The sequence below is a fragment of the Pseudomonas sp. WS 5503 genome (assembly GCF_012985385.1).
GTDB lineage: Bacteria > Pseudomonadota > Gammaproteobacteria > Pseudomonadales > Pseudomonadaceae > Aquipseudomonas > Aquipseudomonas paracarnis.
This window is the reverse complement of sequence record NZ_JAAQWI010000003.1, coordinates 432,730-457,406: the sequence shown is the minus strand read 5'-3', so window position 1 is coordinate 457,406 and position 24,677 is coordinate 432,730. Positions and strand designations below refer to the sequence as shown.

Sequence of the window (24,677 nt, the reverse complement as noted above, 5' to 3'; positions counted from 1 at the left end):
GGCCGAGCCTTGAGTGAAGCAGAAAATACCCGCCCCTTGCATAAACCACGCGCAAGAGCGACGTGACGAACGGCCTGCAAACGGCCTCGTCGGGCACTTTCCTCGAAAAACCTGTCACGCCTGCCGAATCAAACATGCAGACGCAAAAAAGCCGGGAATTTCCCGGCTGCCGCATCATACACCCGTTTTCTGAAAGGATCACCCCGCCAGGCATTTTAGCCGCCCGACGGAGTGCGCCTTACAGAATCACGGGCTGGTTACTTGGACTTTTCCAGGTAGCGGAAGAAGTCGCTGCTTGGGTCCAACACCAGTACGTCGGTTTTGTTCGCGAAGCTTTCACGGTAAGCGCGCAGGCTACGGTAGAACGCGTAGAACTCCTGGTCCTGGCCGTAGGCCTTGGCGTAGATCGCCGCGGCTTGAGCATCGCCGTCACCACGAGCCTCTTCAGACTCACGATAGGCTTCTGCCAGCAGTACACGACGCTGACGGTCGGCATCGGCACGGATACCTTCAGCCAACTCGTTACCCTTGGCGCGGTGCTCACGCGCTTCACGCTCACGCTCGGTGCTCATACGCTCGAACACGCTGCGGTTCACTTCCTTGGGCAGGTCAATGGCCTTGACGCGAACGTCGACCACTTCAATACCCAGCTCTTTTTCCGCCATGGTGTTCAGCGAACGGGTGATGTCAGCCATCAGCGCATCACGTTCACCGGATACCACCTCGTGCAGGGTGCGCTTACCAAACTGGTCACGCAGGCCCGATTCCAGACGACGGGACAAACGCTCGTCGGCAATCTGCTTGAGGCCGGAAGTCGCAGTGTAGAAGCGCTCGGCATCCTTGACGCGCCACTTGGCGTAGGCGTCAACCATCACGGCTTTCTTTTCCAGGGTCAGGAAGCGCTGTGTCGGTGCATCCAGGGTCATCAGGCGGGCGTCGAACTTGCGCACCTGGTTGACGTAGGGGACTTTCACATGCAGGCCCGGCTGGACATCCGCCTGGACCACGCGACCGAATTGCAGCAGCACCGCACGCTCGGTCTGAGCGACGATGTAGAAGCAGTTCCAGGCAGCGATGACCACGACGACGCCCACAATCAGGGCGGTCAGCGATTTATTGCTCATCAACGGCTCTCCCTGGTACGTGTTTGCTGTTGCAGCAAGTCAGCGGCCGCACGGGCGCTCGCTTCGTTGGCAGCGGCATTCGAACCGGTGGACGGTGCACTGGCGCCGCTACGACCACCTTCGATCATCTTGTCCAGCGGCAGGTACAGCAGGTTGTTCTGCCCACCTTTGCTGCCGGTCACGAGAACCTTGCTGGTGTTGCTGAAGACTTCCTGCATGGTGTCCAGATACAGACGCTCGCGGGTCACTTCAGGAGCCTTGCGGTACTCGGCGACCAGCTTGGTGAAACGATCTGCCTCACCCTTGGCGCGGGAGACCACCTCATCGCGGTAACCGTTGGCATCTTCAAGGATGCGCTGGGCCTGACCACGGGCTTCCGGCACAACGCCGTTGGCATAGGTTTCAGCCTGGTTGCGCGAACGCTGCTCGTCTTCACGTGCACGGATCACGTCGTCAAAGGCTTCCTGCACTTCACGCGGTGCCGCTGCGCTCTGTACGTTCACCTGGGTAACGGTGATACCGGTGCGGTAAGTGTCGAGGAAGCGTTGCAGACGCTCCTTGATTTCGCTGGCCATCAACTCACGACCTTCGGTGAGCACCTGGTCCATGGCGGTGGAACCCACCACGTGGCGCAGGGCACTTTCGGTTGCGTGTTGCAGGCTGATTTCCGGCTGATCAACGTTCAGCACGAAGTCTTGCAGGTTGCTGATCTTGTACTGCACGGTCAGCGGCACTTCGACGATGTTCTCGTCTTCGGTCAGCATCTGGCCCTGCTTGGTGTACGCACGCTCACGCGTCACGTTCTCCATGTACTTCTTGTCGATCGGCGGGAAATAGATGTTCAGGCCTGGCCCGACAGTCTCGTAGTACTTGCCGAAGCGCAGCACCACGGCTTGCTCCTGCTCGTCCACCACGTAGACCGCGCTGTACAGCCATACGGCCGCGAGCACGACAAGACCCAGGCCCAGCAGGCCATAGCCACCGCCCTTGCTTGTGCGACCGCCGTCGTCACCACCACGTTTTTTTCCACCACCGAACAACCCATTCAGGCTTTCCTGCAGCTTTCGGAAGGCCTCGTCGAGATCCGGTGGCCCCTTGCGGTCGCCATTATTGCGGCGCTTACCACCCCAAGGATCCTGATTATTCGAGTTGCCACCCGGCTCATTCCAAGCCATAGCGCTCTCCATCTGATAAAGCAAAGACGCACCCACGGCGCGCCGACCAATGCTACAGAATGCCTGCTACTGCGGCACAACCGCTTTCTCAGGCTTTTATTGCAAAGTGTGTTGTTCGATGAACTCTGCCGGTACAACACCCTCTCGGCTGACCAGCCGATTGAGTTCCGAGCGTGGCAATCGAACGGCCAGCAAGCTGACACCTTCTTCGTCGTGTTCTTCTTTCTGTACCGCGCCCAACTCGAAAAACTGTGCACGCAGTCGAGCAAAACGCTGCGGCAAGCGCAAGGTGCCGACGAACAAATCGCTGCCGAGCAATTCGGCAATGGCTTGTTCCAGCAACTCCAAGCCACTGCCATCTCGCGCCGACAACCAGACCCGCTGGGGCTTGCCGTTCTCGTCGCGCTGGATCTGTGGCTCAACGCCTTCAAGCAAATCGAGTTTGTTATAGACCTCGAGGATCGGCAAGTCCTGGGCACCAATCTCGCCCAGCACCACCATGACCTGTTCAATCTGCAACATACGATCCGGTTCGGCCGCATCGATCACGTGCAACAGCAGGTCGGAATTGCTCGACTCTTCGAGCGTAGACCGAAATGCCTCGACGAGCTTGTGGGGCAGGTGACGAATGAAACCCACAGTATCGGCCAGCACAATCGGCCCCAGGTCGTCGATGTCCAGACGCCGCAGGGTCGGGTCGAGGGTGGCGAACAGTTGGTCGGCCGCGTACACATCCGACTTGGTCACGTTATTGAACAACGTGGACTTGCCGGCGTTGGTGTACCCCACCAGGGACACGGTCGGGATATCCGCACGGGAACGGCCACGTCGCGACTGTTCACGCTGGCTGCGCACTTTTTCGAGGCGGCCCTTGATCTGACGCAGGCGAACCCGTAGCAGACGCCGGTCGGTTTCCAACTGGGTTTCACCCGGGCCACGCATGCCGATACCGCCACCCTGACGTTCAAGGTGAGTCCAGCCGCGAACCAGGCGGGTGCTCATGTGGTCAAGCTGGGCCAGTTCAACCTGGAGCTTGCCTTCATGGGTGCGGGCGCGCTGGGCGAAAATATCGAGAATCAGACCGGTACGGTCGATCACGCGACACTCGAAAACACGTTCGAGGTTACGTTCCTGACTGGGCGTGAGGGTGTGATTGAAGATCACCAGATCGGCTTCTTCGGCATGAACCAGGTCGCGCAGTTCCTCGACCTTGCCGCTGCCAATCAGATATTTGGCGGTTGGCCGATGACGCGGTACGTTAAAAAACGCAACGGTCTCGGCGCCGGCCGAATTTGCCAACTCCTGAAACTCCTGCGGATCTTCGCGCGCCTCAGGGTCCTGTCCATCCAAGTGAACGAGGATTACTCGCTCACCACCACCGTGGCGCTCAAAGAACAAAGGAGACTCCTATCAGGCGTTACCTGGCTCAGCGTCACCCTGTTCATCACCTGCTGCGCTAGGCAGACGGATTGGACGAACTGGAACGACTGTCGAGATAGCGTGCTTGTAAACCATCTGGCTGACGGTGTTTTTCAGCAGGATAACGAATTGGTCGAACGACTCGATCGTACCTTGCAGCTTGATGCCGTTGACCAGATAGATGGAAACCCCAACTTTCTCTTTACGTAAAGTATTCAAGTAAGGGTCTTGTAGCGAATGCCCTTTTGACATGTGCCGCACTCCTTTAAGGATCAATAATAAAAAATCGGAAAATAGATAGCTTATGGCCGTCACACCCCCAAGGATAGACGGCAATTGCAAGGACTCAGCTCAATATGGAGACCGTTCCCAAGTATTTCAAGGCGCGTGACAGATTGTCGCTGTCCAGGCTGTCCAACCAGTGCAAATCGCTCCAGCTGCGCAGCCAGGTGAACTGGCGCTTCGCCAATTGGCGCGTGGCAATGATGCCGCGCTCCTGCATTTCGGCGGACGTCAGCTTGCCATCCAGATGATCCCAGACTTGGCGGTAGCCTACAGCACGTATCGAAGGCAGCCCTGCATGCAGGTCGCCTCTTGAACGCAATGCTACGACCTCGTCCACAAACCCCTGTTCCAACATTATTGTGAATCTTTGTGCAATTCGTTCATGCAACACCTGGCGGTTTGCCGGAGCGATGGCCAGATTCGCCACAGTATAGGGCAATTGTGACTGTCCAGATGCGCCTGCATCAGTACTTTGCGCAGTTTGTTTCAGGCGATGTTCAGTCATGGTCTGGCCACTGACGCGCCAGACTTCCAGGGCGCGTGTGAGCCGCTGGGGGTCATTGGGGTGAATACGTTCCGCAGACACCGGGTCTACCGCCGCCAACTGGTCGTGAAGGGCCTGCCAGCCAAGGCGCGCAGCCTCATCTTCAAGTTCGGCGCGCACCTGGGCATCGGCAGGCGGCATATCGGCCAAGCCTTCCTGCAACGCCTTGTAATAGAGCATGGTGCCGCCCACCAGCAGCGGGATATTGCCGCGCGCGGTGATCTCGGCCATGGCCGCCAGGGCGTCGGTGCGAAAGTCCGCCGCCGAATAGCTCTGCGCGGGGTCGATGATGTCGATCAACTTGTGCGGATATTGGGCCAACAGCGCCTTCGACGGCTTGGCCGTACCGATATCCATGTCCCGGTAAACCAGGGCAGAGTCGACGCTGATCAACTCACAGGGCAGCACCTTGGTCAGCTCGATGGCCAGGTCGGTCTTGCCGGCGGCCGTGGGGCCCATCAGGAAAATGGCGGGGGGCAAGGCACTCATCAGCGGCCGCGCAAGAACAGTTTGTCCAGATCATCCAGGCCCATCTGGGTCCAGGTCGGTCGGCCATGGTTGCATTGGCCGCTGCGCTCGGTGTTTTCCATGTCGCGCAGCAGGCCGTTCATTTCCGGCAGGGCCAGGCGGCGGTTGGCGCGGATGGCGCCGTGGCAGGCCATGGTGCCGAGCAATTCGTTGATATGCGCCTGGATACGGTCACTGGTGCCGTACTCCATCAGGTCTGCCAGTACGTCGGCCACCAGGCGGTTGGCCTCGGCCTGCTTGAGCAGCGCGGGAATCTGGCGGATCGCCAGGGTTTCCGGGCCCAGGCGTTGCAGTTCGAAGCCCAGCTTCTGGAACACACTGTGATGTTCTTCTGCGCAGTCGGCTTCACGCTGGCTCACCGCCAGGGATTCGGGCACCAGCAGCGGCTGGCCGCTCAGGCCTTCGCTGGCCATGGCGATCTTCAGGCGCTCGTACATGATCCGTTCATGGGCAGCGTGCATGTCCACCAGCACCAGGCCATGGGCGTTTTCGGCGAGGATATAAATGCCTTTGAGCTGCGCCAGGGCATAACCCAGCGGCGGAATATCACCGCCGCCTTCGGGCAACGCCACAGCAGCACCCGACTCGGCACCCGGCAGCGGCGCGAAAAACTCACGGTACGCCGCCTGGGCCTCGGCCACCGGCACCGTCGATTGCGGGCGCGGTGTGTATTGATACTGATAACCCGCACCGGCACCCGAATTCGGCGCCGTGTAGGCTGGCTGCGCCTGCGGCGATTGCAGCAGGTTGGCCGCCAGGCTCATTTCACCTTGCGGCCCGAACTCACCGGCCTCGGGACCGCTCGGGCGCACCACCGCGGTGACGATCGGCGCCGACAATTGATCATCCGGGCGCACATCACCCAGGGCACGGTGCAGCGTGCCATACAGGAAGTCATGCACCATGCGCCCGTCACGGAAGCGCACCTCATGCTTGGTCGGGTGCACATTGACGTCGACCACCGAAGGGTCAACCTCAAAGAACAGCACAAAGGTCGGGTGTCGCCCGTTGAACAGCACATCGCGATAAGCCTGGCGCACCGCGTGGGCCACCAGCTTGTCGCGTACCGCCCGGCCGTTCACAAAGAAATACTGCAAGTCGGCCTGGCTGCGGGAGAACGTCGGCAACCCGACCCAGCCCCACAACCTCAAGCCATTGCGCTCGATCTCAATCGGCAGCGCCTGTTCCAGGAACCCGCTGCCACACACCGCTGCCACCCGCCGAGCACGCGCGGCGTCGTCGTTGGCTTCGTGCAGGCTGAGGATGGTCTTGCCATTGTGGCGCAGGTGAAACGCCACATCGAAACGCGCCAAGGCCAGGCGCTTGATGACTTCTTGCAGGTGATCGAATTCGGTTTTCTCGGCCTTGAGGAATTTGCGCCGCGCCGGGGTATTGAAGAACAGGTCGCGCACTTCCACCGAGGTGCCCACCGGATGCGCCGCCGGCTGGACCCGAGGCGCCATGTCGCGGCCTTCGGTTTCCACCTGCCAGGCTTGCTCGGCGCTACGGGTGCGGGAGGTCAGGGTCAGGCGGGCCACGGAGCTGATGGAGGCCAGGGCCTCGCCTCGAAAGCCCAGGCTCATGACCCGCTCCAGGTCTTCCAGGTCGCGGATCTTGCTGGTGGCGTGACGGGCCAGGGCCAGGGGCAGGTCATCCGAAGAGATGCCGCTGCCATCGTCACGTACCCGCAGCAGCTTGACGCCGCCCTGCTCCACATCGACATCAATGCGTTTGGCACCGGAGTCGATGCTGTTTTCCAGCAACTCCTTGATTACCGACGCCGGGCGTTCAACCACCTCACCCGCGGCGATCTGGTTGGCAAGGCGCGGGCTGAGCAATTCAATGCGCGAGCCGCTGTTCAAGGTGGATTCGCTCATCACTGCGCCGCCAATGAAGTGCCGGGGATGGTCAACACCTGGCCTATCTTCAACTCGTCGGTTTTCAGGTTATTGGCGCTGCGCAAGGCAGCAGGCGTGACCTGGAAACGGACCGCCAGCATGGCAACGGTATCACCGGGTTGCACACGATGGTCACGCGGGCCTTGGGCGATTTTGCCGGAGTCGCGCAACCAGGCGATATAGGTGCCCGGCGGCGGGTTTTGCTGGAAGAACTGCCGCACACCGGCGCTGATCGAGCGCGCCAGCGCTTGCTGATGACTGGCGCTGGCCAGTTTCGACGCTTCGTTGGCGTTGGAGATAAACCCGGTTTCCACCAGGATCGACGGGATGTCCGGCGACTTCAACACCATGAACCCGGCTTGTTCCACACGCTGTTTATGCAGCGACGTCACGCGACCGATATTACTCAGCACTTTCTGCCCGACGTTAAGACTGGAAGTCAGCGAGGCCGTCATCGACAGGTCGAGCAGCACCCCGGCAAGCATCTTGTCCTTGTCATCAAGGGAAACGTTGCCGGCCCCGCCGATCAAGTCTGAACGGTTTTCACTGTCGGCCAGCCAGCGCGCAGTCTCGGAGGTGGCGCCGCGATCCGACAGGGCAAATACCGAGGCGCCAAAGGCAGCGGTTGAAGGCGCGGCGTCGGCGTGAATGGACACAAACAGATCCGCGCCCTTCTTACGGGCAATTTCAGTACGGCCACGCAGCGGAATGAAGTAGTCACCGGTACGGGTCAGCTCGGCGCGGTAGCCTTTCATGCCATTGACCTGGCGTTGCAGCTCACGAGCGATGGCCAGTACCACGTCCTTCTCGTGCTGGCCGCGTGAGCCGGAAGCCCCCGGGTCTTCGCCACCGTGGCCGGCGTCGATCACCACGATAATGTCGCGCTTGCCTGCCGGTGCAGGCGGCGGCGGTGGCAGCTTGACTTGGGGTTGCGAAGGGTTGACCGGCACCGCAGGCACCGTCGCCACGCTTGGCGTTGGCGCAGGCGGCGGTGCGGCGTCGGCGGGGTTGTCGAACAAGTCGACCACCAGGCGGTTGCCGTACTGGGCGTTGGGGGCCAGGGAGAAGCTTTTGGGGGTCACGGCCTTTTTCAGGTCAATGACCACACGCAGGTCGGTCGGCGTACGCTGGGCAGAGCGCATGGCGGTGATGGGCGTGTTGGCGGTGGAGACTTTCAGCGGCGCGGCCAGGCTGGCACCGTTGATATCGATCACCAGGCGATCAGGCGCCGTCAAGGTAAAGACGCTGTGCTGGACCGGGCCAGACAGGTCGAACACCAGTCGCGTGTTATCCGGCGCTCGCCACAGGCGAACACTTTTCACCTGTGAAGCAGCCAGAGCATTGACAGTCATTGCCGCAAGCAACACCCCCACGACAGCAACCAACGCGCGAAAGCGCATACCTAACCCCACCAATTATTTGAATTCCAATGCCAGAGCAGCACACCACGACTCAGCGCGTGGGCTCTGGGGCAACAACTTCAGCTGACGTCCGTGCTCATGCGGGGTAATGGTAATGGTCAGGTCCGGCTTTGGCAAAAAGCCTGTGCCTTTATTTGGCCACTCGATCAGGCACAGCGCATCATCGTCGAAGTAATCACGGATGCCCATGAACTCCAACTCTTCCGGATCGACCAGGCGATAGAGGTCGAAGTGGAAAGCACGCACGTCGCCGATCTCGTAGGGCTCGACCAACGTGAAGGTCGGGCTTTTTACCGCGCCGGCATGGCCAAGGCCGCGAATAATCCCTCGGGACAGTGTGGTTTTGCCTGCGCCCAGGTCACCCTCGAGAAAGATCAACCCGGCCCCTTGCGTGACCTGTGAAATACGCTGGCCCAACGCGACCATGGCCTCTTCATCTGCCAGGAAAAGAATTACTTCAGGCACGGCGACTGCTCCTCCAGCAATTGACGAATGGCGGGGATCAGGTCGCTGGCAGCCAAGCCGCGACCAAAACTACCCTGGCGGTCTCCGGCGGTCGCGTGCAACCACACGGCCAGGCAGCTCGCTTCGTACGCGGGCATCCCCTGAGCCAATAGTGCCCCGACCAGACCGGCCAAGACATCACCGAGCCCCGCCGTCGCCATCGCCGGATGGCCTTGATCACAACGGGCAAGCCGTCCATCCGGACTTGCAATCAAACTGCCAGCACCCTTGAGGATAGCCACTGCATTGAATTTCTGACTCAACGCGCGCGCCACCTTAAGGCGATCTGCCTGAACCTCGGCTGTCGATAGCCCCAACAAACGCGCAGCTTCGCCCGGATGAGGGGTAATCACACAGTTGGCCGGCAGCTCGACGCTGCCAGTGGCCAGTTGATTGAGCGCGTCGGCATCCCACACCTGCGGCACGCTGGCATTGGCCGCGACCGACAACAGGCTCTTGCCCCAGGCGTCATCGCCCAGGCCTGGGCCAATGACGATCACCGAGATTTTTTCCAGCAGGCCCATCAACTGGTTGGCCGAGCTCACGCCGACGGCCATGACCTCCGGCAGCCGAGCCAGAGCGGCCGGCACGTGTTCCGGCCGCGTCGCCAGCGAGACCATGCCGGTGCCGCTGCGCAAGGCACTTTCGCTGCTCAGCAACGCTGCGCCGCCAAAGCCACGGTCACCACCGATGACCAACAGGTGGCCGAACTGGCCCTTATGGGCGTCCGGGGAACGCGCAGCCAGTTGCGGCAAATGGCCGGGCAACAACAGCTGAACGTCGGTAATTGGGTGTTTTGTCTGAGGCATGCGTCTTCAAGCTCCGATGTCTGGCAGAATTATACGCATCTAACCTGTGGTTTCCCCTGTCTCATGCCTGCTATTACCTCCGATCTGCCCGCCCTCGCCCAATCGATCAAAGACTGGGGTCGCGAGCTGGGCTTTCAACAAGTGGGCATCAGCGGCCTCGACCTGGCTGAGCATGAACAGCACCTGCAACGCTGGCTCGACGCGGGTTACCACGGCGAGATGGAGTACATGGGCGCCCACGGCAGCAAACGCTCCCACCCCGAAGAGCTGGTGCCCGGCACCCTGCGCGTGGTTTCACTGCGCATGGACTACCTACCTGGCGACACCCAGATGGCGCAATTGCTGGCCCAACCAGAAAAAGCCTACATCTCGCGCTACGCCCTGGGCCGCGATTACCACAAGCTGATCCGCAAGCGCGTGCAGCAACTGGCCGACCGCATCCAGGCGCAGATCGGGCCGTTCGGCTTTCGCGCCTTCGTCGACAGCGCGCCCGTCCTGGAAAAAGCCATTGCCGAGCAAGCGGGCCTGGGCTGGATCGGTAAAAACACCCTGGTTCTCAACCGCAAGGCCGGCAGTTATTTCTTCCTGAGCGAACTGTTTGTCGATCTACCGTTGCCGGTAGACCCACCCCACGCCACAGAACACTGCGGCCGCTGCACGGCGTGCCTGGACATCTGCCCCACCAACGCCTTCGTCGGCCCTTACGTGCTGGACGCGCGACGCTGCATTTCGTACCTGACCATCGAACTCAAGAGCGCTATCCCCGAAGACCTGCGCCCACTGATTGGTAACCGGGTATTTGGCTGCGATGACTGTCAGATCGTTTGCCCGTGGAATCGTTTCGCTCGACCTACCGCCGAAAGCGATTTCAAGCCACGGCACAATCTGGATAACGCAGAACTGGCCGAATTGTTTATGTGGGACGAGGATAAATTCCTCAGCAGCACCGAGGGCTCGCCCCTGCGTCGCGCCGGTTACGAGCGCTGGTTACGCAACCTGGCGGTGGGCCTGGGTAATGCGCCCTCCAGCATTCCAGTGCTGGAAGCCTTGAAGGCGCGGCGGGACTACCCGTCGGAGTTGGTACGCGAACACGTGGAATGGGCGCTGGAGCAACACGCTGCGCGCTAGTGCACATCGTCGTTGTAGACGAACTTGGGCATTTCCCAGTGAAACCGGATCGCCAGCAGGCGTAACAGGAAACCACTGAACAGCGTCAGCAGAATTGCTTGCTCGCTGGGCAGCTCCAGGTACAGGCACAGCAAGTAGAACCAGGCAGCCAGGAACGACACGCTGGCATACAGCTCGCGGCGGAAGATCAGCGGGATGTCGTTACAGAAGATATCCCGCAGGATGCCGCCGAATACCCCGGTGATGACCCCGCTGACCGACGCCACCAACATGCCGTGGCCCATTTCCAGGGCGGTCATGCAGCCGATCAGGGTGAAGGCCACCAACCCCACCGCATCCAGCGCCAGGAACAGCGAGCGCAGGTGGCGCATCAAGGGCGCGATAAAGATCGTCACCAATGCTGCAACAGAGGTCAGCACCAAGTATTCCGGGTGTTTGACCCAGGTCAGCGGGTAGTGGCCGAGCAACACATCGCGCACCGAACCGCCGCCCAGGGCTGTCACGCAAGCGATCAGCACCACGCCAAACCAGTCCATGCCACGCCGACCCGCGGACAGGGCGCCAGTCATGGCTTCGGCGGTGATGGCGACGAGGTAGAGCATCAGCAACATGATGGCGATCCTGACAGAGAGGCCGGCAGTCTAATCATTTGCCGAGGGCACCAAAAGGGGGCGCTTGGCGATAAACCGCGTCGCCTGTATCGCAGGCAAGCCAGCTCCCACACTTTGAATTTGCGAATGCAGTCAAATGTGGGAGCTGGCTTGCCTGCGATAGCGCACTCACTGGCGCCGCAGAATCAAGCCTTGATGAAATGCTTGCGGTAATGCTGCAACTCGGCAATCGACTCACGAATATCGTCCAGCGCCAGGTGCGTGCTGCCTTTATGGAAGCTGTCTTTGACTTCCGGCGCCCAACGCGCAGCCAGTTCCTTCAAGGTCGACACGTCCAGGTTGCGGTAGTGGAAGTAACTTTCCAGCCCCTTCATGTGCGTATAAAGGAAGCGGCGATCCTGGCAGATGCTATTGCCGCAGATTGGCGACTTGCCCTTGGGCACCCATTTTTCCAGGAAGGCGATAGTTTCGGCCTCGGCTTCGGCCATGCTGATGCGGCTGTCGCGCACGCGCTGGGTCAGCCCGGAGTTACCGTGGGTGCGGGTGTTCCACTCGTCCATGGTGGCGAGTACGGCGTCGCTGTGGTGGATGGCGATCACCGGGCCTTCGGCCAAGGTGTTGAGGTTGCTGTCGGTGACAATGGTCGCCATCTCGATGATGACGTCGGTGTCGGGGTTCAGACCGGTCATTTCCAGATCGATCCAAATCAGGTTCTGTGGGTTTTGCATGGCTTGATTCTCTTGGCACCTTGGCGTAGCCGGGCAGTTTAGCAGGCGGGGGCGTGCTAGACTCGCGACCGTTTTACCCAACTTTTGCATTATCGACACGGAACACCAATGGCCAAACGCCAGCTCAACCGTCGCCAAAACTGGCGCATCGAAAAGATTCAAGGTGAACGCGCCGCCCGCGCCGCCAAACGTGAATCCTCCGCCGTGGAAGCGCTCGAGGGCGGCGACCTGGGCCCCGAACAAACGGGCCTGGTGATCGCGCACTTTGGTGTGCAGGTCGAAGTCGAGGCGCTCGAAGGCGAACTCGCAGGCCAGGTGTTCCGTTGCCACTTGCGCGCCAACCTGCCCGCGCTGGTCACCGGCGACAAGGTGGTGTGGCGTGCCGGCAACCAAGGCATCGGCGTCATCGTCGCCCAGTTGCCACGCAGCACCGAACTGCGCCGCCCCGACAGCCGTGGGCAGCTCAAGCCGGTGGCGGCCAACGTCGACATGATCGTGATCGTGTTCGCGCCACTGCCCGAGCCCCATGCCAACCTGATCGACCGTTACCTGGTCGCGGCTGAGCATGCTGGCATCCGCCCGTTGCTGCTGCTGAACAAATTCGACCTGATCGACGAGCAGAACGCCCCGGCGCTCAACGCATTGCTGGCGGTCTACCGCACCCTGGGCTACCCGGTGCTGGAAGTGTCGGCTCACCACGGCAACGGCATGGAACAGCTGCAACAGCAGTTGGACGGGCGGATCAGCGTGTTCGTCGGCCAGTCTGGCGTGGGCAAGTCGTCGCTGGTCAACAGCCTGTTGCCGGAAGTCGAAACCCGCGTGGGCCCGCTGTCGGAGCTGTCCGGCCAAGGCACCCACACCACCACCACCGCACGGCTGTTCCACTTCCCGGGCGGCGGCGAGTTGATCGACTCGCCGGGTATCCGTGAATTTGGCTTGGGCCACGTCAGCCGTAGCGATGTGGAAGCCGGCTTTATTGAGTTCAACGACCTGATCGGCACCTGCCGCTTCCGCGACTGCAAACACGACCGCGAGCCGGGCTGTGCGCTGCTCAAGGCACTGGAAGATGGGCGCGTGCAGCAGCAGCGGATGAACAGCTATCGGTCGATTATTGCGAGCTTGCCCGAGAGCAGCTACTAAGCAGCCCCCACCTCTGTAGGAGCGAGCTTGCTCGCGAAGACCTCAAGCGCAACGCGGGCATCCTGGATACACGCGTTATCGTTGACGTTTTTCGCGAGCAAGCTCGCTCCTACAATGCAGCATCGGTATCGGTGGCCGTTACCGCAGGAATGGATATGTACATCGGCAAATCGCCATCGCAGGCAAGCCAGCTCCCACATTTGGATTGAGGGCGTCAGGTAGATAGGCGCCGGCTGTCAGGCCGTCACGGGAGCAAGCTCCCTCGCCACAGGCCCAGCGTCGCCCCAAAATTGTGTAGATATCTATGACAGCGCAGATACAACAAGGCCGCGATTATCGCGGCCTCGTTGTATCTGGAACTTACGGCTTCGGCGCAGGCGTCGTAGGATCCTTGACGCCCCCATCATCAAACAGGTTCAGCTTCTGGCGCAGCTCATGGGCTGGCAGCGGTTCCTGCTCCGGCGGTAGCGCGTTGGGGTCGGCCGGCACTTCGCCTGGCGCACCGTCGCCCTGGGTCGGTACCGGTGGCGGGGGTTGATCGCCTTCAATCGCACGCTGGGCTTTTTTGGTCAGCACCACGATGTCGATACGGCGGTTGACCGGGTTGAACGGGTCTTTGGGATCAAACAGTTGCGAGGAGGCAAAACCCACTACCCGCGCCACTTGCGGGTCCGGGTAGCTGCCGGCCACCAGCGCACGCCGGGCAGCATTGGCGCGGTTGGCCGAGAGTTCCCAGTTGCCGAAATCACCCTGGCCCGCGTAGGGCTTGGCGTCGGTATGCCCGCTGATGCTGATTTTGTTCGGCACCGCCTTGATGGTGTCAGCCATGGCCAGCAGGATGTCTTCAAAGTACGGCTTCAACCGCGCACTGCCAGAGTCGAACATCGGCCGGTTGGCCGCATCGGTAATCTGGATGCGCAGCCCCTCGGGGGTGATCTCGAAGGAAATCTGGTCCTTGAACTTCAGCAACTGTGGGTTTTCTTCAACCTTGTTCTGCAATTCCTGCAGCAACAGTTCCAGTCGCTCCTGTTCGACCTGCTCGGCCATGGATTCGACAGTGTCGCGCTCAATCGGGATTTTTTCCTGAGGCGATTCAGTTTGCACTTCCGGGTTGATGGTGCGCTCGGGCGCCAGTTCCGGCGAGCCGCCCAGGTCAATGACAAACGGCGTACCGCTTTCCGAAAAGCCAATCGGGTCCTTGAAGTAGCCGGCGATGGCGATTTTCTGTTCTGGCGTAGCGGTGGACATCAGCCACAACACCAGGAAGAACGCCATCATCGCCGTGGCAAAGTCGGCGAAGGCGATTTTCCAGGCACCGCCATGGTGCCCCGCAGCGAAGCGCTTGACGCGCTTGATGATGATCGGCTGGTTGTTTTCCATGGCTTAGCGACCGCGAACCGCTTGTTCCAGCTCGGAGAAACTTGGGCGGTGTTTCGGGTACAACACCTTGCGCCCGAACTCCACGGCCAACGACGGCGGCATGCCCGACGCCGATGCCACCAGGCACGCCTTGATCGCTTCGTAGAGGTTGATCTCTTCCTTGGCATCGTGGGCCAGGGAGGTGGCGAGCGGGCCGAAGAAACCATAGGCGGCGAGAATACCGAAGAAGGTGCCGACCAGCGCCGCACCTACGTGCATGCCGATGGCCGCCTGATCGCCCTCGCCCAGGGACGCCATGGTCACCACGATCCCCAGTACCGCCGCGACAATACCAAAACCGGGCATACCGTCGGCAATGCCGGTCACGGCGTGGGAAGGATGCTCCAGCTCTTCCTTGAGGCTGAACAACTCCATGTCGAACAGGCCTTCCAGCTCGTGAGGCGCCATGTTGCCGGAGGACATGATGCGCAGGTAATCACAGATATACGCGGTCATGCGCTCGTCTTTGAGCACGGCCGGGTACTTGGCAAAAATCGGGCTGGCCGCGGCGTCTTCGATATCGCCTTCGATCGCCATCATGCCTTCGCGGCGGCTTTTGTTGAGGATCTCGTAGATCAGCCCCAGCACTTCCAGATAAAACGTGTGGGAGAAGCGCGAACTGAACATGCCCAGGGACTTCTTGACCACGTGCATGGTCATATAGCCTGGGTTGGCCTGCAAAAATGCGCCGAACGCGGCACCGCCGATAATCAGCACTTCGAAAGGCTGGATCAGTGCGGCGATTTTACCGTGGGAGAGGACGTACCCTCCGAGCACACTTGCGATGACGACAATGATGCCGATAATTTTAGCCATAGGAGAGGGGTACTTGCGCCGTCGGGTTCATGGACATATGGGGTGCAGCAGAAAACTCTTGTTCTACTTATCGGCAAAACTGCGCCAGACTATAGCCCGTTAAGGCGAAAAGCCAATTCGGCCCGTTCCGGGCGTGTTGAACGCAAGTGATGATCGCGCCCCAATCATGGCAATTGAAACGACAGTCCCAACAAACCGCCCCACTACCCTCGCCGCTTGGATCAAGTGCCTGGACGACGTGCTGCTGCCCGTGCCCCAGGCCAGCCATGAACGTGTGTGTAAAGCCATTCGCGATAGCCGCAGTTCATTGCGAGAAATTGCTGAGCTGATGCAAAACAGTCCGGCCCTTGTGCTGAGCGTGATGCGCGAAGCCAACAGCCACGCCCACGGCAGCCTGACCGAACCTGCAGAAAACCTTGAAGTCGCACTTAACCGTCTTGGCCTCAAACGTGCCGAAGAGTTGTTGGCGCGCCTGCCTTCGGTACCCGCCCGGGAAATCCCCGTGGCCTTGCGTCAACTGCTGCTGATCAGTCAGCACGCATCCCAGCAAGCCAACGGTTTGTTCGGCAGTCGCCTGGCGCGGCTGTGGCAGGACATCCACTGGGGCAGCCTGCTGTTTCTGTCGCCGCTGTGGCCGATGGCCGTCGCCTACCCCAAGCTCCTGGAGGAGTGGGAGTTGCGGGTGATCCATAAAGGCCAATCGGCGCGCCAGGTCGAGCAACAGCTGTTCGGCGTGCGTTTGCTTGACCTGTGCCTGGGCCTGACCGAAGCCTGGCACCTGCCGATCTGGGTTTCACAGGGCTACAAGTTGCTGTTGGCCGAGCAACGCCTGCTGGTCAAGGCGCTGCACATTGCCCGTCAAGACGATGCCCTGCGCCACCAGCAATTGCTCGATGCCGAGCCCAACCTGCGACGCTGGCTGAACCAGCCGGCCAACACCGTGTTGCTGGCCAACGGCCTGGCGATGTCGGCCCAGGAATCCTGGACCTGCCCGCACACTGAGCGCTGGCAATACCTGACGGCGCTGTACCTGCAAACGCCGTTAAGCGATGTGCAACAGCAAGCCCACCAACAAGCGGTGACCAGTGCTCGTACCACCTTGATGCCCGACCTCTGGCACCCGGCGCTGTCGCTGATCTGGCCGTGGCACGTACAGAAAGTCCATCGCGGCTTGCTGCCTGCACCACCGCCCACTGCCGAAGCCTTGGCCGTGTGGCGCACGCGTTGCACCGAGTTGCTGGTGGAGCCGAGCCGCTTTGCCAACGCCATGCACCTGACCACTTGCGCCAAGGAAGCCCTGGTGGCAAGTGGCATGCAGCGGGTACTGATATTCATGGCAGATCGCGCCTTGAGCACCTTGCGTGTACACCAAGCCGACGGCCTGCCCAAGGACGCGGCTCACCTGAGCCTGGATGTGGTCAATAGCACACTGCTGCAACGCCTGCTGGAAAAGTCCGCCCAGGTACGCCTGAACCCCGACAACCATGCGCAGTTTTCCGCATTGCTGCCACCGATCCTGCATCGTCTGTTTATTGGCGAGCATCTGCTGCTGCGCTCACTAAGCTGCAACGGCCGTGTGGTCATGCTGATCGTGGCGGACCAGGGCGGCGGGCCGTTCTCGGAAACCACCGTGCAGGCGTTCGGCAAAACCGCCCAATGCATCGAGAAAGCCCTGCACAGCTTTACCAACCGCAGCGCCTGATGCTTGCGCTACAATCACCGGCCTTTATCGCCAACATTTGTGCCCAGGAGACCTCACATGCCTGACTTCTCTGGCTTGCCGCTGGTGATCGAATCCGCCGACCTGTTGGGTCGCCTCGATTCCAAGCACTTGATACTGGTAGACCTCACCAGTATCGCCCGCTACGCCGAAGGGCATATCCCCGGCGCGCATTTCGTTGACCCCAAGCGCACCCAACTGGGACAGCCACCGGCACCCGGCCTGCTACCAAGCAAGGCCGACCTGGAAAAACTGTTCGGCGAACTGGGCCACACCCCGGACGCCACCTATGTGGTCTACGACGACGAAGGCGGCGGTTGGGCCGGGCGTTTTATCTGGATGCTCGACGTGATCGGCCACCAGAAATATCACTACCTCGACGGTGGCCTGCTGGCTTGGCTGGAGGAAGGGCACCCGCTTTCCACCGATGTGCCCCCAGCAGCCGGCGGCCCGGTCAGCCTTACGCTGCACGACGGCCCCACAGCCACCCGCGAATACCTGCAAAGCCGCCTCGGCGCGGCCGACCTGGGGATCTGGGACGCTCGTGGCCCGCTGGAGTATTCCGGCGAGAAAGTGCTCGCAGCCAAGGGCGGCCACATTCCCGGCGCGGTGAACTTCGAATGGACCGCCGGCATGGACAAGGCGCGCAGCCTGCGTATCCGCCGTGACATGCCGCAAATCCTCGAAGACCTCGGGCTGACCAAAGACAAAGAAATCATCACCCACTGCCAGACTCACCACCGCTCTGGCTTCACCTACCTGGTGGCCAAGGCGCTCGGTTATCCGCGAGTCAAAGGTTATGCCGGTTCCTGGGGCGAATGGGGCAACCACCCCGACACCCCCGTTGAGATTTAAGGTTTAAGGACAGTTATGAAAAAGCAGTTGTTTATCCTCAGCCAGTACTTGCTGCCGCACCACTTGCTGTCGCGCCTGGCCGGCTGTATCGCCGAGTGCCGCGTGCGCTGGTTCAAGAACGCATTCACTGCCTGGTTCGCCAAGCGCTACCAGGTGGACATGTCCCAGGCCCTGGTGGAAGACCTGACCGCCTACGAGCACTTCAACGCCTTCTTCACCCGCGCGCTGAAAGACGGCGCCCGTCCGTTGGATCCAACCCCATGCGCAGTGCTGAGCCCTGCCGATGGCGCGGTTAGCCAGCTAGGCCCGATCGAACATGGTCGTATCTTCCAGGCCAAGGGCCACAGCTTCAGCGTGCTGGAACTGCTCGGTGGCGATGCGGCAATGGCTGCGCCGTTCATGGGCGGCGACTTCGCGACTATTTACCTGTCGCCCAAGGACTACCACCGGGTACATATGCCACTGGCCGGTACCCTGCGCGAGATGGTGTATGTGCCAGGGCGGATTTTCTCGGTCAACCAGACCACCGCCGAAAACGTGCCGGAACTGTTTGCCCGTAACGAGCGCGTTGTCTGCTTGTTCGACACCGAACGCGGCCCGATGGCCGTGGTGTTGGTAGGTGCGATGATCGTTGCGTCGATTGAAACCGTGTGGGCCGGTTTGGTAACGCCGCCGAAACGCGAGCTGAAAACCTTCCGCTACGACGAAGCGGCCCGCGCGCCGATTCATCTGGAGAAAGGTGCGGAGCTGGGTCGCTTCAAACTGGGATCGACCGCCATCGTGTTGTTCGGGCCGGACCAGGTGAAGTGGGCTGAAGAACTGGCAGCGGGTACGCCGGTGCAGATGGGCCAGGGTATCGCCGCTGCTAAAGCCTGATATTGCAGTTGATCGCTCCCACGCTCCGCGTGGGAATGCAGCCCGAGGCGCTCTGCGCCCAAAGCGTGACGCAGAGCGTCACTGGAGGCGCTCCCACGCGGAGCGTGGGAACGATCAGTGACAGTGAGATCGGCTTATAGCTGACCGTCTCGGTCACGCAGGCCCAGCAGATACAACACGCCATCCAACCCCAAGGTCGAAATCGCCTGCTTGGCTGACTGCTTGACCAAGGGTTTGGCGCGAAAGGCCACGCCCAACCCGGCAATCGCCAGCATCGGCAAGTCATTGGCGCCGTCGCCGACCGCAATGGTCTGCTCCAGGCGCAAGCCTTCCTTATGGGCCAATTCCTTGAGCAGGTCGGCCTTGCGCTGGGCGTCGACAATCGGCTCCACCGCGACGCCAGTCACTTTGCCATCCACCACTTCCAGCTCGTTGGCGAATACATAGTCAATGCCCAGCTTGGCCTGCAACTGCTTGGCAAAGTAAGTGAAGCCGCCGGACAGGATGGCGGTCTTGTAGCCCAGGCGCTTGAGTTCGGCGAACAGGGTTTCGGCGCCTTCAGTCAGGCGCAGCGACGCGCCGATCGAATCCAGCACGCCAACGTCCAAGCCTTTGAGCAGCGCCAGACGCTCCTTGAAGCTGGCACGAAAATCCAGCTCGCCGGCCATCGCGCGCTCGGTAATCTCCGAGACTTGCTCGCCCACACCGGCCGCCTTGGCCAGCTCGTCGATGACTTCGGCTTCGATCAAGGTGGAGTCCATGTCGAACACCGCCAAGCGGCGATTGCGACGGAACAGGGAGTCTTCCTGGAAGGCGATATCGACATTCAGTTCCTGGGCCACGCTCAGGAAATCGGCGCGTAGCGCTTGCGCGTCAGCCGGTTCACCGCGCACGGAGAACTCGATGCAGCCCTTGCCTTTGTCAGCCGGAGTGTCCAAGGGCATGCGACCCGACAGACGGTCGATATGGTCGATATTCAATCCGTATTGCGCGGTGATCGAACTGACGCGCTGCAACTGCTCAGCCGTTACCTTGCGGGTCAACAGGGTGACGATATGGCGCTTTTTACCCTGGCCTTCGACCCAGTGCTGGTAGTCAGCTTCGGACACCGGGGTGAAACGTACCTGTTGATCGAGCTTATACGCCGTAAACAGGATGTCCTTGAGTACCGAGGAGGCCTGTTCGGTGCTAGGGATCTCCACCAGGATGCCGAACGACAAGGTGTCGTGGATCACCGCCTGGCCGATGTCGAGAATGTTCACACCACCCTGGGCCAGGACGCCGGTAATGGCTGCGGTGAGACCCGGCCGGTCTTCACCCGTGATGTTGATCAGGACAATTTCGCGCAAAGCGCACCCCCAGGCTGGAAAAAAACCGCATTCTACCCACTTTCAGTGACCATCGGGCACAGCCAGCGCTTTGCCGGCCATGGGCCTGTCGCTATACTGCGCGTCAACTTCACGGACCAAGAGCCGAGCGCAAGTGAACCGGCCCACGCCAGTAAAAACCGATAACTTCTTCCTGCTGATCTTCCGGGCACTGCGCCATCGCCGTGTACCGATTGCATTGCGCATCGCCAGCCATAACGTGATCCTGGTCGCTCTGGCCCTGGTGATCTACGCCTGCGTGATGGGTTTGCAGTTCAAGCAGGCCATGCACGAGCAAGCTGACGCCCTGGGCGCGAGCCTGACAACCCAGACTGCCACTTCGGCGACTGAGTTGTTGGTGTCCAACGACATCCTCAGCCTCAACGTGTTGCTCAACAACCTGACCAAGAACCCGCTCGTGGCCCACGCCGCTATCTATAGCGTGGACAACCGGATCATGGCCGAGGCCGGGCAACGCCCGAAAAACGGTCTGCTCGGTGAGGCCGAAGGCCTGTATCAGAGTAATATTACGTTCCAGGACGTGAAGGCCGGCCAACTGCGTATCAGCCTTGATATGCAACAGTTCCAGCAGCCGATGACCATCAGCCTGCAAAGCATGGGCATTCTGAGCGCGATCCTACTGGCCTTGGCCCTGGCCTTGAGCCTGCGCCTGGGCCGGCATATCTCCACACCGTTGATGCAACTGCGCATCTGGCTGCGGGATATCGACGAACACACCCCGGCCACCGATCGCCAGGACGAAATCGGCGACCTCGCGCGTCAGCTCCACGCCAGCTTTGCCCCGGAGCCAAAAGCGCCTGAAGTCGAGCCCGAGCCTGAGTACGACGACACCGAGGACTACAATGACGAGCCTGAGTTTGAAGTGCGCGACCTGCGCGACCCAGGCTTCGACGAAAGCGCCCCGGTGGCCGGCCTCAAGCCTGCGCCGCGCCATGTGATCAAGGCCGAGGAAGACGAGCTGGACGACGAAGACCCGTTCGCCGACCTGCGCGACACCTCGGCAGCCGCCCCAGTCGCTGCGCCCAAACCCGTTGCGGTCAAGAACGCCGAGCCACAGCACAGTGCCGTACTCGCCGTGCAACTGGGCGCCCAGGAGCAACTGCGCCGCCTGCCCCGTGCCCGCCTGACCGAACTGCTCGAACGCTACCGCGACTGCCTCGACCAGGCCGCTTCGCTCTACCAGAGCGAACTGCACACCCTGAACGATGGCAGCACGCTGATGCTGTTCCACAGCGAAGACAGCGGCGAGGACTACCTGACCAATGCCATCTGCTGCGGCGAGCTGTTGCGCGCCCTGGGCCATGCCCTGCAGATCGAAGTGGCCGACAGCGGCATTACCCTGCAACTGCAGCTGGGTCTAACCGTGGGTGACGACCTGTTTGGCATCAGCCAGATCGACCTGCTGCTGACCGAAATCGCCCAGGATGCCCTGGCCTTGTCCCAGCACAGCCGTAACCTGCTGTTGGTGGAGCGCAAGATCAGTGAAGACACGTTGATCCGCCAACGCGCACGTATCCGCCCGATTGCCAGCCCTGAAGGGGCCAGCTGTGTGGAGCGGTTGATGGAGCCGTATCCATCGATGCTGGAGCGGCAGTTGGCGCGGATGCATGAGACCCGCAACAAGGGTCGACTCCAAGACTAATGCATTGATGATCACAAGCCCGCAGAGAACAAACACCTGCGGGCTTTCTAGTACTATTTGATTTTCTTGCTATCCACGACATTTATGGTTCGGCGTGGAATCCAGCCTGACCTGACCTGGTCCAAAAGCTGATACCCACTCATTTTAAAGTTGGACCCGACGGGTAGCGGCCTTTCTATCTGGACAGACCATTGTCCAAAACCATCGACAACCGCGTACCCAAGTGGAACTCCGGGCCTGTTCTCCTGATTCAACTCAACCACGGCCCCCACAACGCCAGTGCCTTTTACAAGAGGCTGGCGGCCAACGGTCTGGTTTTCGGCAGGGGTTTCGATAACCGGAGCATCGGGAACCTGCACTACCTGGAAGGTCCTATTCGCCAACCAGCGGGCGATTTTACCGTCAAGCTGCTGATAGCCCGTCATGACAAAGGAGTTTGTGACCGGCAGAGGCTGATCAACCTGCACCGACCAGCGTCCATAGCCATCGACAGTGGTGGTCGCCAAGGCGTTATACGGGTCACCCGATTTGAGCAACACGACGGTCGCGCCCGCAATACCACTACCTGACACAACTGGCCGACGTCCTGTTTTCACACCTTGTGCAGGGGTTTCGATAATCGCCAGATCGGGAGCATCGACAACCTGGATAGTTCTATTGGCCAACCAACCGGATCTTTTCCCCTCAATCGACTGATATCCAGTCATGGTAAAGGCGGGTGGGCTTATCGGCAGCGGATTATCAACCTGCGTGGCCCATCGCCCATAACCATCGACGGTAGTAGTGGCTAAAATATTTTCAGGTTTGTACGACTGCATCAACACAACAGTAGCACCTGCTACACCCGTACCGGTCACAAAAGGCCGGCGGCCCGTTCTGACGCTTTGGGCCGGCGTTTGGATAATCGCCGGGTCAGGTACATCAACAACCTTGAGTGTCCTGTTCGCCAGCCAACCCGAACGTTTTCCATCAAGGGTTTGATAGCCGGTCATGGTAAAGGCGGGTGGACTTATCGGTAGAGGGCGCTCTATGCGCACTGACCAGCGGCCATAGCCATCGACCCTAGTAGTGGCCAGCGGGTTGTAAGGATCGTAGGATTTAAGCAACACCACAGTAGCACCAGGAACACCGGTACCTGACACTTGCGGCAGGCGGCCAACTTCGACATTTTGGGCGGGGGTCTCGATTATTGCCGCAGGCACGCTCAGTTCAGCCACCTTGAAGCTGCGATTGCCAGATAACACCGAGGTTCTTCCCCCAAAAGTTTGTCGGGCAGTATAAGAATAACTGCCAACATCATGCACTGACAGCGAGTACACCGACCAGTTGCCGTTGCCATCGGCAATGGCAGTGCCCACGACCTCCTCGGGCTTGGAAGCATTTACTATTTCAATACGTGCGCCAGGCCAGGCAGTGCCGGCAAATACTGGCTGTTTACCGGTGCTGGCCCCCTCGAGAGGGACCGCAATGACGGGAGCGGGGACCGTGGTTGTACAGTAAGGAAAACCCGCCCCATCAAGCGCGACCGCGACTATCGCCTCGTCCGCCCCGGCGCTGCACACAAACACTTTAACCTTGCCGGAAGAGTCCTCAAATGTCTGCCCCGTAAGTAAGGTAGGATCGTTGGTTCTTGGCGTCTCTGGCGTGGCATCAATCTGCACATTCTGCACGCCTTGCTCCCTCGCATAACGCATCCACACGCCATTGACCCGGTTGTCATTCTCCGGAAAGTTATCAAAGACCGTAGGTTTCCTGTATTCGAGCGACAACAACGGGTAGTAGGCCCCACCGGGCGAATGGGTTTCAGGGATCTTGATCAGGTACAGCTGCGGGCCTTCGCGTCCCAACACCTTCAAACTGTAAAGGCCGGTGCGCGTGATAGTCGTCGCCTGGCCATCATCCAGCCAGCCGGCATAGCGGCGGCTGACCGCAGGATAAAGCGTGCCACCACCTGACACTGAGTCACCAGTGTCTCCATACTCAACGTAAGTGCAATCAACAGGCGCACTCACAGACGCGCCATTGCGGGGGCAGCCTATGAGGCTTCCCCCATGACGAAAGCCTAAATTATGACCAAGCTCGTGCTTGTAAACATGCGGTGAGCCTGCCTTGCCAAACACTCCAACATGCCTACCGGGGGTAAAGGCCAAGGCGCCACCGCCACAGTTAACGATGTTAATTTCATAGTCGAAATCATCGGGATTAAGGCCATTCTTTTCGGCAGTCTTGCGACCCTCCGCGATAGACGTGGACATAGAGCATCCCTCAGGCTTCGGTCCAGACGTCGCCTCCACTACCCGCCCCTCCAACTTCAGCTTTCCACCGGACGCAGCCAGAATATAAGAGCGTAATGAATTAGGATCAGTAGACAGCGTATGCAACTCCACCTGATCCCTGTCCAACACTCGCTCTCCCTGCCAATGGGTTACCGTGACCAGCATCCTCTTGGTGCCCGTCACAGGGCGGATTATCTGACTCAAGCTTGACAGTTCACCTTCGGCGGGCGGAAGTTCATCATTTTCAAGGCCGCCAAATTCACGATTAACTTCATGGCTACAGCCCATGAGAGCAACACTTAATGCACTACAAAAAAACCAAGCGAGGAAGATCGATATTTTTTTCATGAGTTCAGTACCTTAAGAGATAG

The 24,677-nt window shown here is 60.4% G+C and carries 21 protein-coding genes; 6 read left to right on the top strand and 15 right to left on the bottom strand.

Going from position 1 to position 24,677, the window contains the following annotated elements; translation table 11 throughout:
* Nucleotides 1-257: 257 nt before the first annotated feature.
* The 9 genes from hflC to HBO10_RS11075 all read right to left on the bottom strand — a co-directional run bounded on the left by hflC (nt 258) and on the right by HBO10_RS11075 (nt 9,707).
* Entirely contained in the window at nt 258-1,124 is an 867-nt protein-coding gene (hflC, locus tag HBO10_RS11115) for a protease modulator HflC (protein WP_003188064.1), read from the bottom strand.
* Nucleotides 1,124-2,299 (bottom strand): FtsH protease activity modulator HflK, encoded by a 1,176-nt coding sequence (hflK, locus tag HBO10_RS11110; protein WP_003188062.1) that lies wholly within the window; start codon nt 2,297-2,299, stop codon nt 1,124-1,126. Before hflK ends, hflC begins: the two co-directional genes overlap by 1 nt.
* 96 nt (nt 2,300-2,395) lie before the next feature.
* Entirely contained in the window at nt 2,396-3,697 is a 1,302-nt protein-coding gene (hflX, locus tag HBO10_RS11105; RefSeq protein ID WP_003188061.1) for a ribosome rescue GTPase HflX, read from the bottom strand.
* A gap of 12 nt (nt 3,698-3,709) precedes the next feature.
* Nucleotides 3,710-3,970: an RNA chaperone Hfq gene (hfq, locus tag HBO10_RS11100; RefSeq protein ID WP_003188059.1), complete on the bottom strand. Its 261-nt coding sequence runs from the start codon at nt 3,968-3,970 to the stop codon at nt 3,710-3,712.
* Between the two features lie 94 nt (nt 3,971-4,064).
* Nucleotides 4,065-5,036 carry a tRNA (adenosine(37)-N6)-dimethylallyltransferase MiaA gene (gene miaA, locus HBO10_RS11095; RefSeq protein WP_034125648.1) on the bottom strand — a complete coding sequence of 324 codons (972 nt, stop codon included), beginning with the start codon at nt 5,034-5,036 and terminating at the stop codon, nt 4,065-4,067.
* Nucleotides 5,036-6,937, bottom strand: coding sequence for a DNA mismatch repair endonuclease MutL (gene mutL, locus HBO10_RS11090; protein WP_020301630.1), 1,902 nt, complete (start codon nt 6,935-6,937; stop codon nt 5,036-5,038). Before mutL ends, miaA begins: the two co-directional genes overlap by 1 nt.
* A gap of 14 nt (nt 6,938-6,951) precedes the next feature.
* Nucleotides 6,952-8,373: an N-acetylmuramoyl-L-alanine amidase gene (locus HBO10_RS11085; RefSeq protein WP_003188054.1), complete on the bottom strand. Its 1,422-nt coding sequence runs from the start codon at nt 8,371-8,373 to the stop codon at nt 6,952-6,954.
* Nucleotides 8,374-8,388: 15 nt separating this feature from the next.
* Nucleotides 8,389-8,859 (bottom strand): tRNA (adenosine(37)-N6)-threonylcarbamoyltransferase complex ATPase subunit type 1 TsaE, encoded by a 471-nt coding sequence (gene tsaE / locus HBO10_RS11080; RefSeq protein ID WP_034125647.1) that lies wholly within the window; start codon nt 8,857-8,859, stop codon nt 8,389-8,391.
* Nucleotides 8,847-9,707, bottom strand: coding sequence for an NAD(P)H-hydrate dehydratase (locus HBO10_RS11075; RefSeq protein ID WP_034125646.1), 861 nt, complete (start codon nt 9,705-9,707; stop codon nt 8,847-8,849). The genes tsaE and HBO10_RS11075 overlap by 13 nt, the downstream gene beginning before the upstream one ends.
* Nucleotides 9,708-9,770: 63 nt before the next feature.
* Here HBO10_RS11075 and queG point away from each other — a divergent pair, with 63 nt between their 5' ends.
* Entirely contained in the window at nt 9,771-10,835 is a 1,065-nt protein-coding gene (gene queG, locus HBO10_RS11070) for a tRNA epoxyqueuosine(34) reductase QueG (RefSeq protein WP_034125645.1), read from the top strand.
* On the opposite strand, the gene HBO10_RS11065 is transcribed toward queG, so the two are convergent.
* Together HBO10_RS11065 and orn are read right to left on the bottom strand one after the other, a co-directional pair.
* The gene (locus tag HBO10_RS11065; protein ID WP_169913170.1) at nt 10,832-11,449 is read right to left on the bottom strand and encodes a trimeric intracellular cation channel family protein; all 618 of its coding nucleotides are present in this window, start codon (nt 11,447-11,449) and stop codon (nt 10,832-10,834) included. The genes queG and HBO10_RS11065 overlap by 4 nt on opposite strands.
* A gap of 182 nt (nt 11,450-11,631) precedes the next feature.
* Complete coding sequence (orn, locus tag HBO10_RS11060) at nt 11,632-12,174, bottom strand: oligoribonuclease (RefSeq protein ID WP_003171343.1); 543 nt, start codon at nt 12,172-12,174, stop codon at nt 11,632-11,634.
* A 108-nt stretch (nt 12,175-12,282) separates the two neighbouring features.
* Here orn and rsgA point away from each other — a divergent pair, with 108 nt between their 5' ends.
* A complete protein-coding gene (gene rsgA, locus HBO10_RS11055; RefSeq protein ID WP_003188044.1) occupies nt 12,283-13,314 on the top strand; it encodes a small ribosomal subunit biogenesis GTPase RsgA in 1,032 nt (343 codons plus the stop codon).
* A 360-nt stretch (nt 13,315-13,674) separates the two neighbouring features.
* On the opposite strand, the gene motB is transcribed toward rsgA, so the two are convergent.
* Both motB and motA read right to left on the bottom strand, forming a co-directional pair.
* On the bottom strand, nt 13,675-14,694 hold the full coding sequence (gene motB / locus HBO10_RS11050; protein WP_034125644.1) for a flagellar motor protein MotB: 1,020 nt from the start codon (nt 14,692-14,694) through the stop codon (nt 13,675-13,677).
* Between the two features lie 3 nt (nt 14,695-14,697).
* Nucleotides 14,698-15,549 carry a flagellar motor stator protein MotA gene (motA, locus tag HBO10_RS11045; RefSeq protein ID WP_003188041.1) on the bottom strand — a complete coding sequence of 284 codons (852 nt, stop codon included), beginning with the start codon at nt 15,547-15,549 and terminating at the stop codon, nt 14,698-14,700.
* A gap of 166 nt (nt 15,550-15,715) precedes the next feature.
* On the opposite strand from motA, the gene HBO10_RS11040 reads away from it, so the two are divergent.
* The 3 genes from HBO10_RS11040 to asd are packed head-to-tail and all read left to right on the top strand — an operon-like array spanning nt 15,716 to nt 19,000.
* The gene (locus HBO10_RS11040; RefSeq protein ID WP_034125643.1) at nt 15,716-17,251 is read left to right on the top strand and encodes an HDOD domain-containing protein; all 1,536 of its coding nucleotides are present in this window, start codon (nt 15,716-15,718) and stop codon (nt 17,249-17,251) included.
* A gap of 57 nt (nt 17,252-17,308) precedes the next feature.
* Nucleotides 17,309-18,124 carry a rhodanese-like domain-containing protein gene (locus HBO10_RS11035; protein WP_034125642.1) on the top strand — a complete coding sequence of 272 codons (816 nt, stop codon included), beginning with the start codon at nt 17,309-17,311 and terminating at the stop codon, nt 18,122-18,124.
* 15 nt (nt 18,125-18,139) lie between these two features.
* Nucleotides 18,140-19,000 (top strand): archaetidylserine decarboxylase, encoded by an 861-nt coding sequence (asd, locus tag HBO10_RS11030; protein ID WP_034125641.1) that lies wholly within the window; start codon nt 18,140-18,142, stop codon nt 18,998-19,000.
* A gap of 134 nt (nt 19,001-19,134) precedes the next feature.
* Here asd and serB read toward each other — a convergent pair whose 3' ends face one another.
* Entirely contained in the window at nt 19,135-20,349 is a 1,215-nt protein-coding gene (gene serB / locus HBO10_RS11025; RefSeq protein ID WP_003188034.1) for a phosphoserine phosphatase SerB, read from the bottom strand.
* A gap of 133 nt (nt 20,350-20,482) precedes the next feature.
* Here serB and HBO10_RS11020 point away from each other — a divergent pair, with 133 nt between their 5' ends.
* Nucleotides 20,483-22,030 carry a HAMP domain-containing protein gene (locus HBO10_RS11020; RefSeq protein ID WP_034125640.1) on the top strand — a complete coding sequence of 516 codons (1,548 nt, stop codon included), beginning with the start codon at nt 20,483-20,485 and terminating at the stop codon, nt 22,028-22,030.
* 53 nt (nt 22,031-22,083) lie between these two features.
* Here HBO10_RS11020 and HBO10_RS11015 read toward each other — a convergent pair whose 3' ends face one another.
* On the bottom strand, nt 22,084-24,654 hold the full coding sequence (locus tag HBO10_RS11015) for a hypothetical protein (protein WP_052199931.1): 2,571 nt from the start codon (nt 24,652-24,654) through the stop codon (nt 22,084-22,086).
* Nucleotides 24,655-24,677 lie beyond the last annotated feature (23 nt).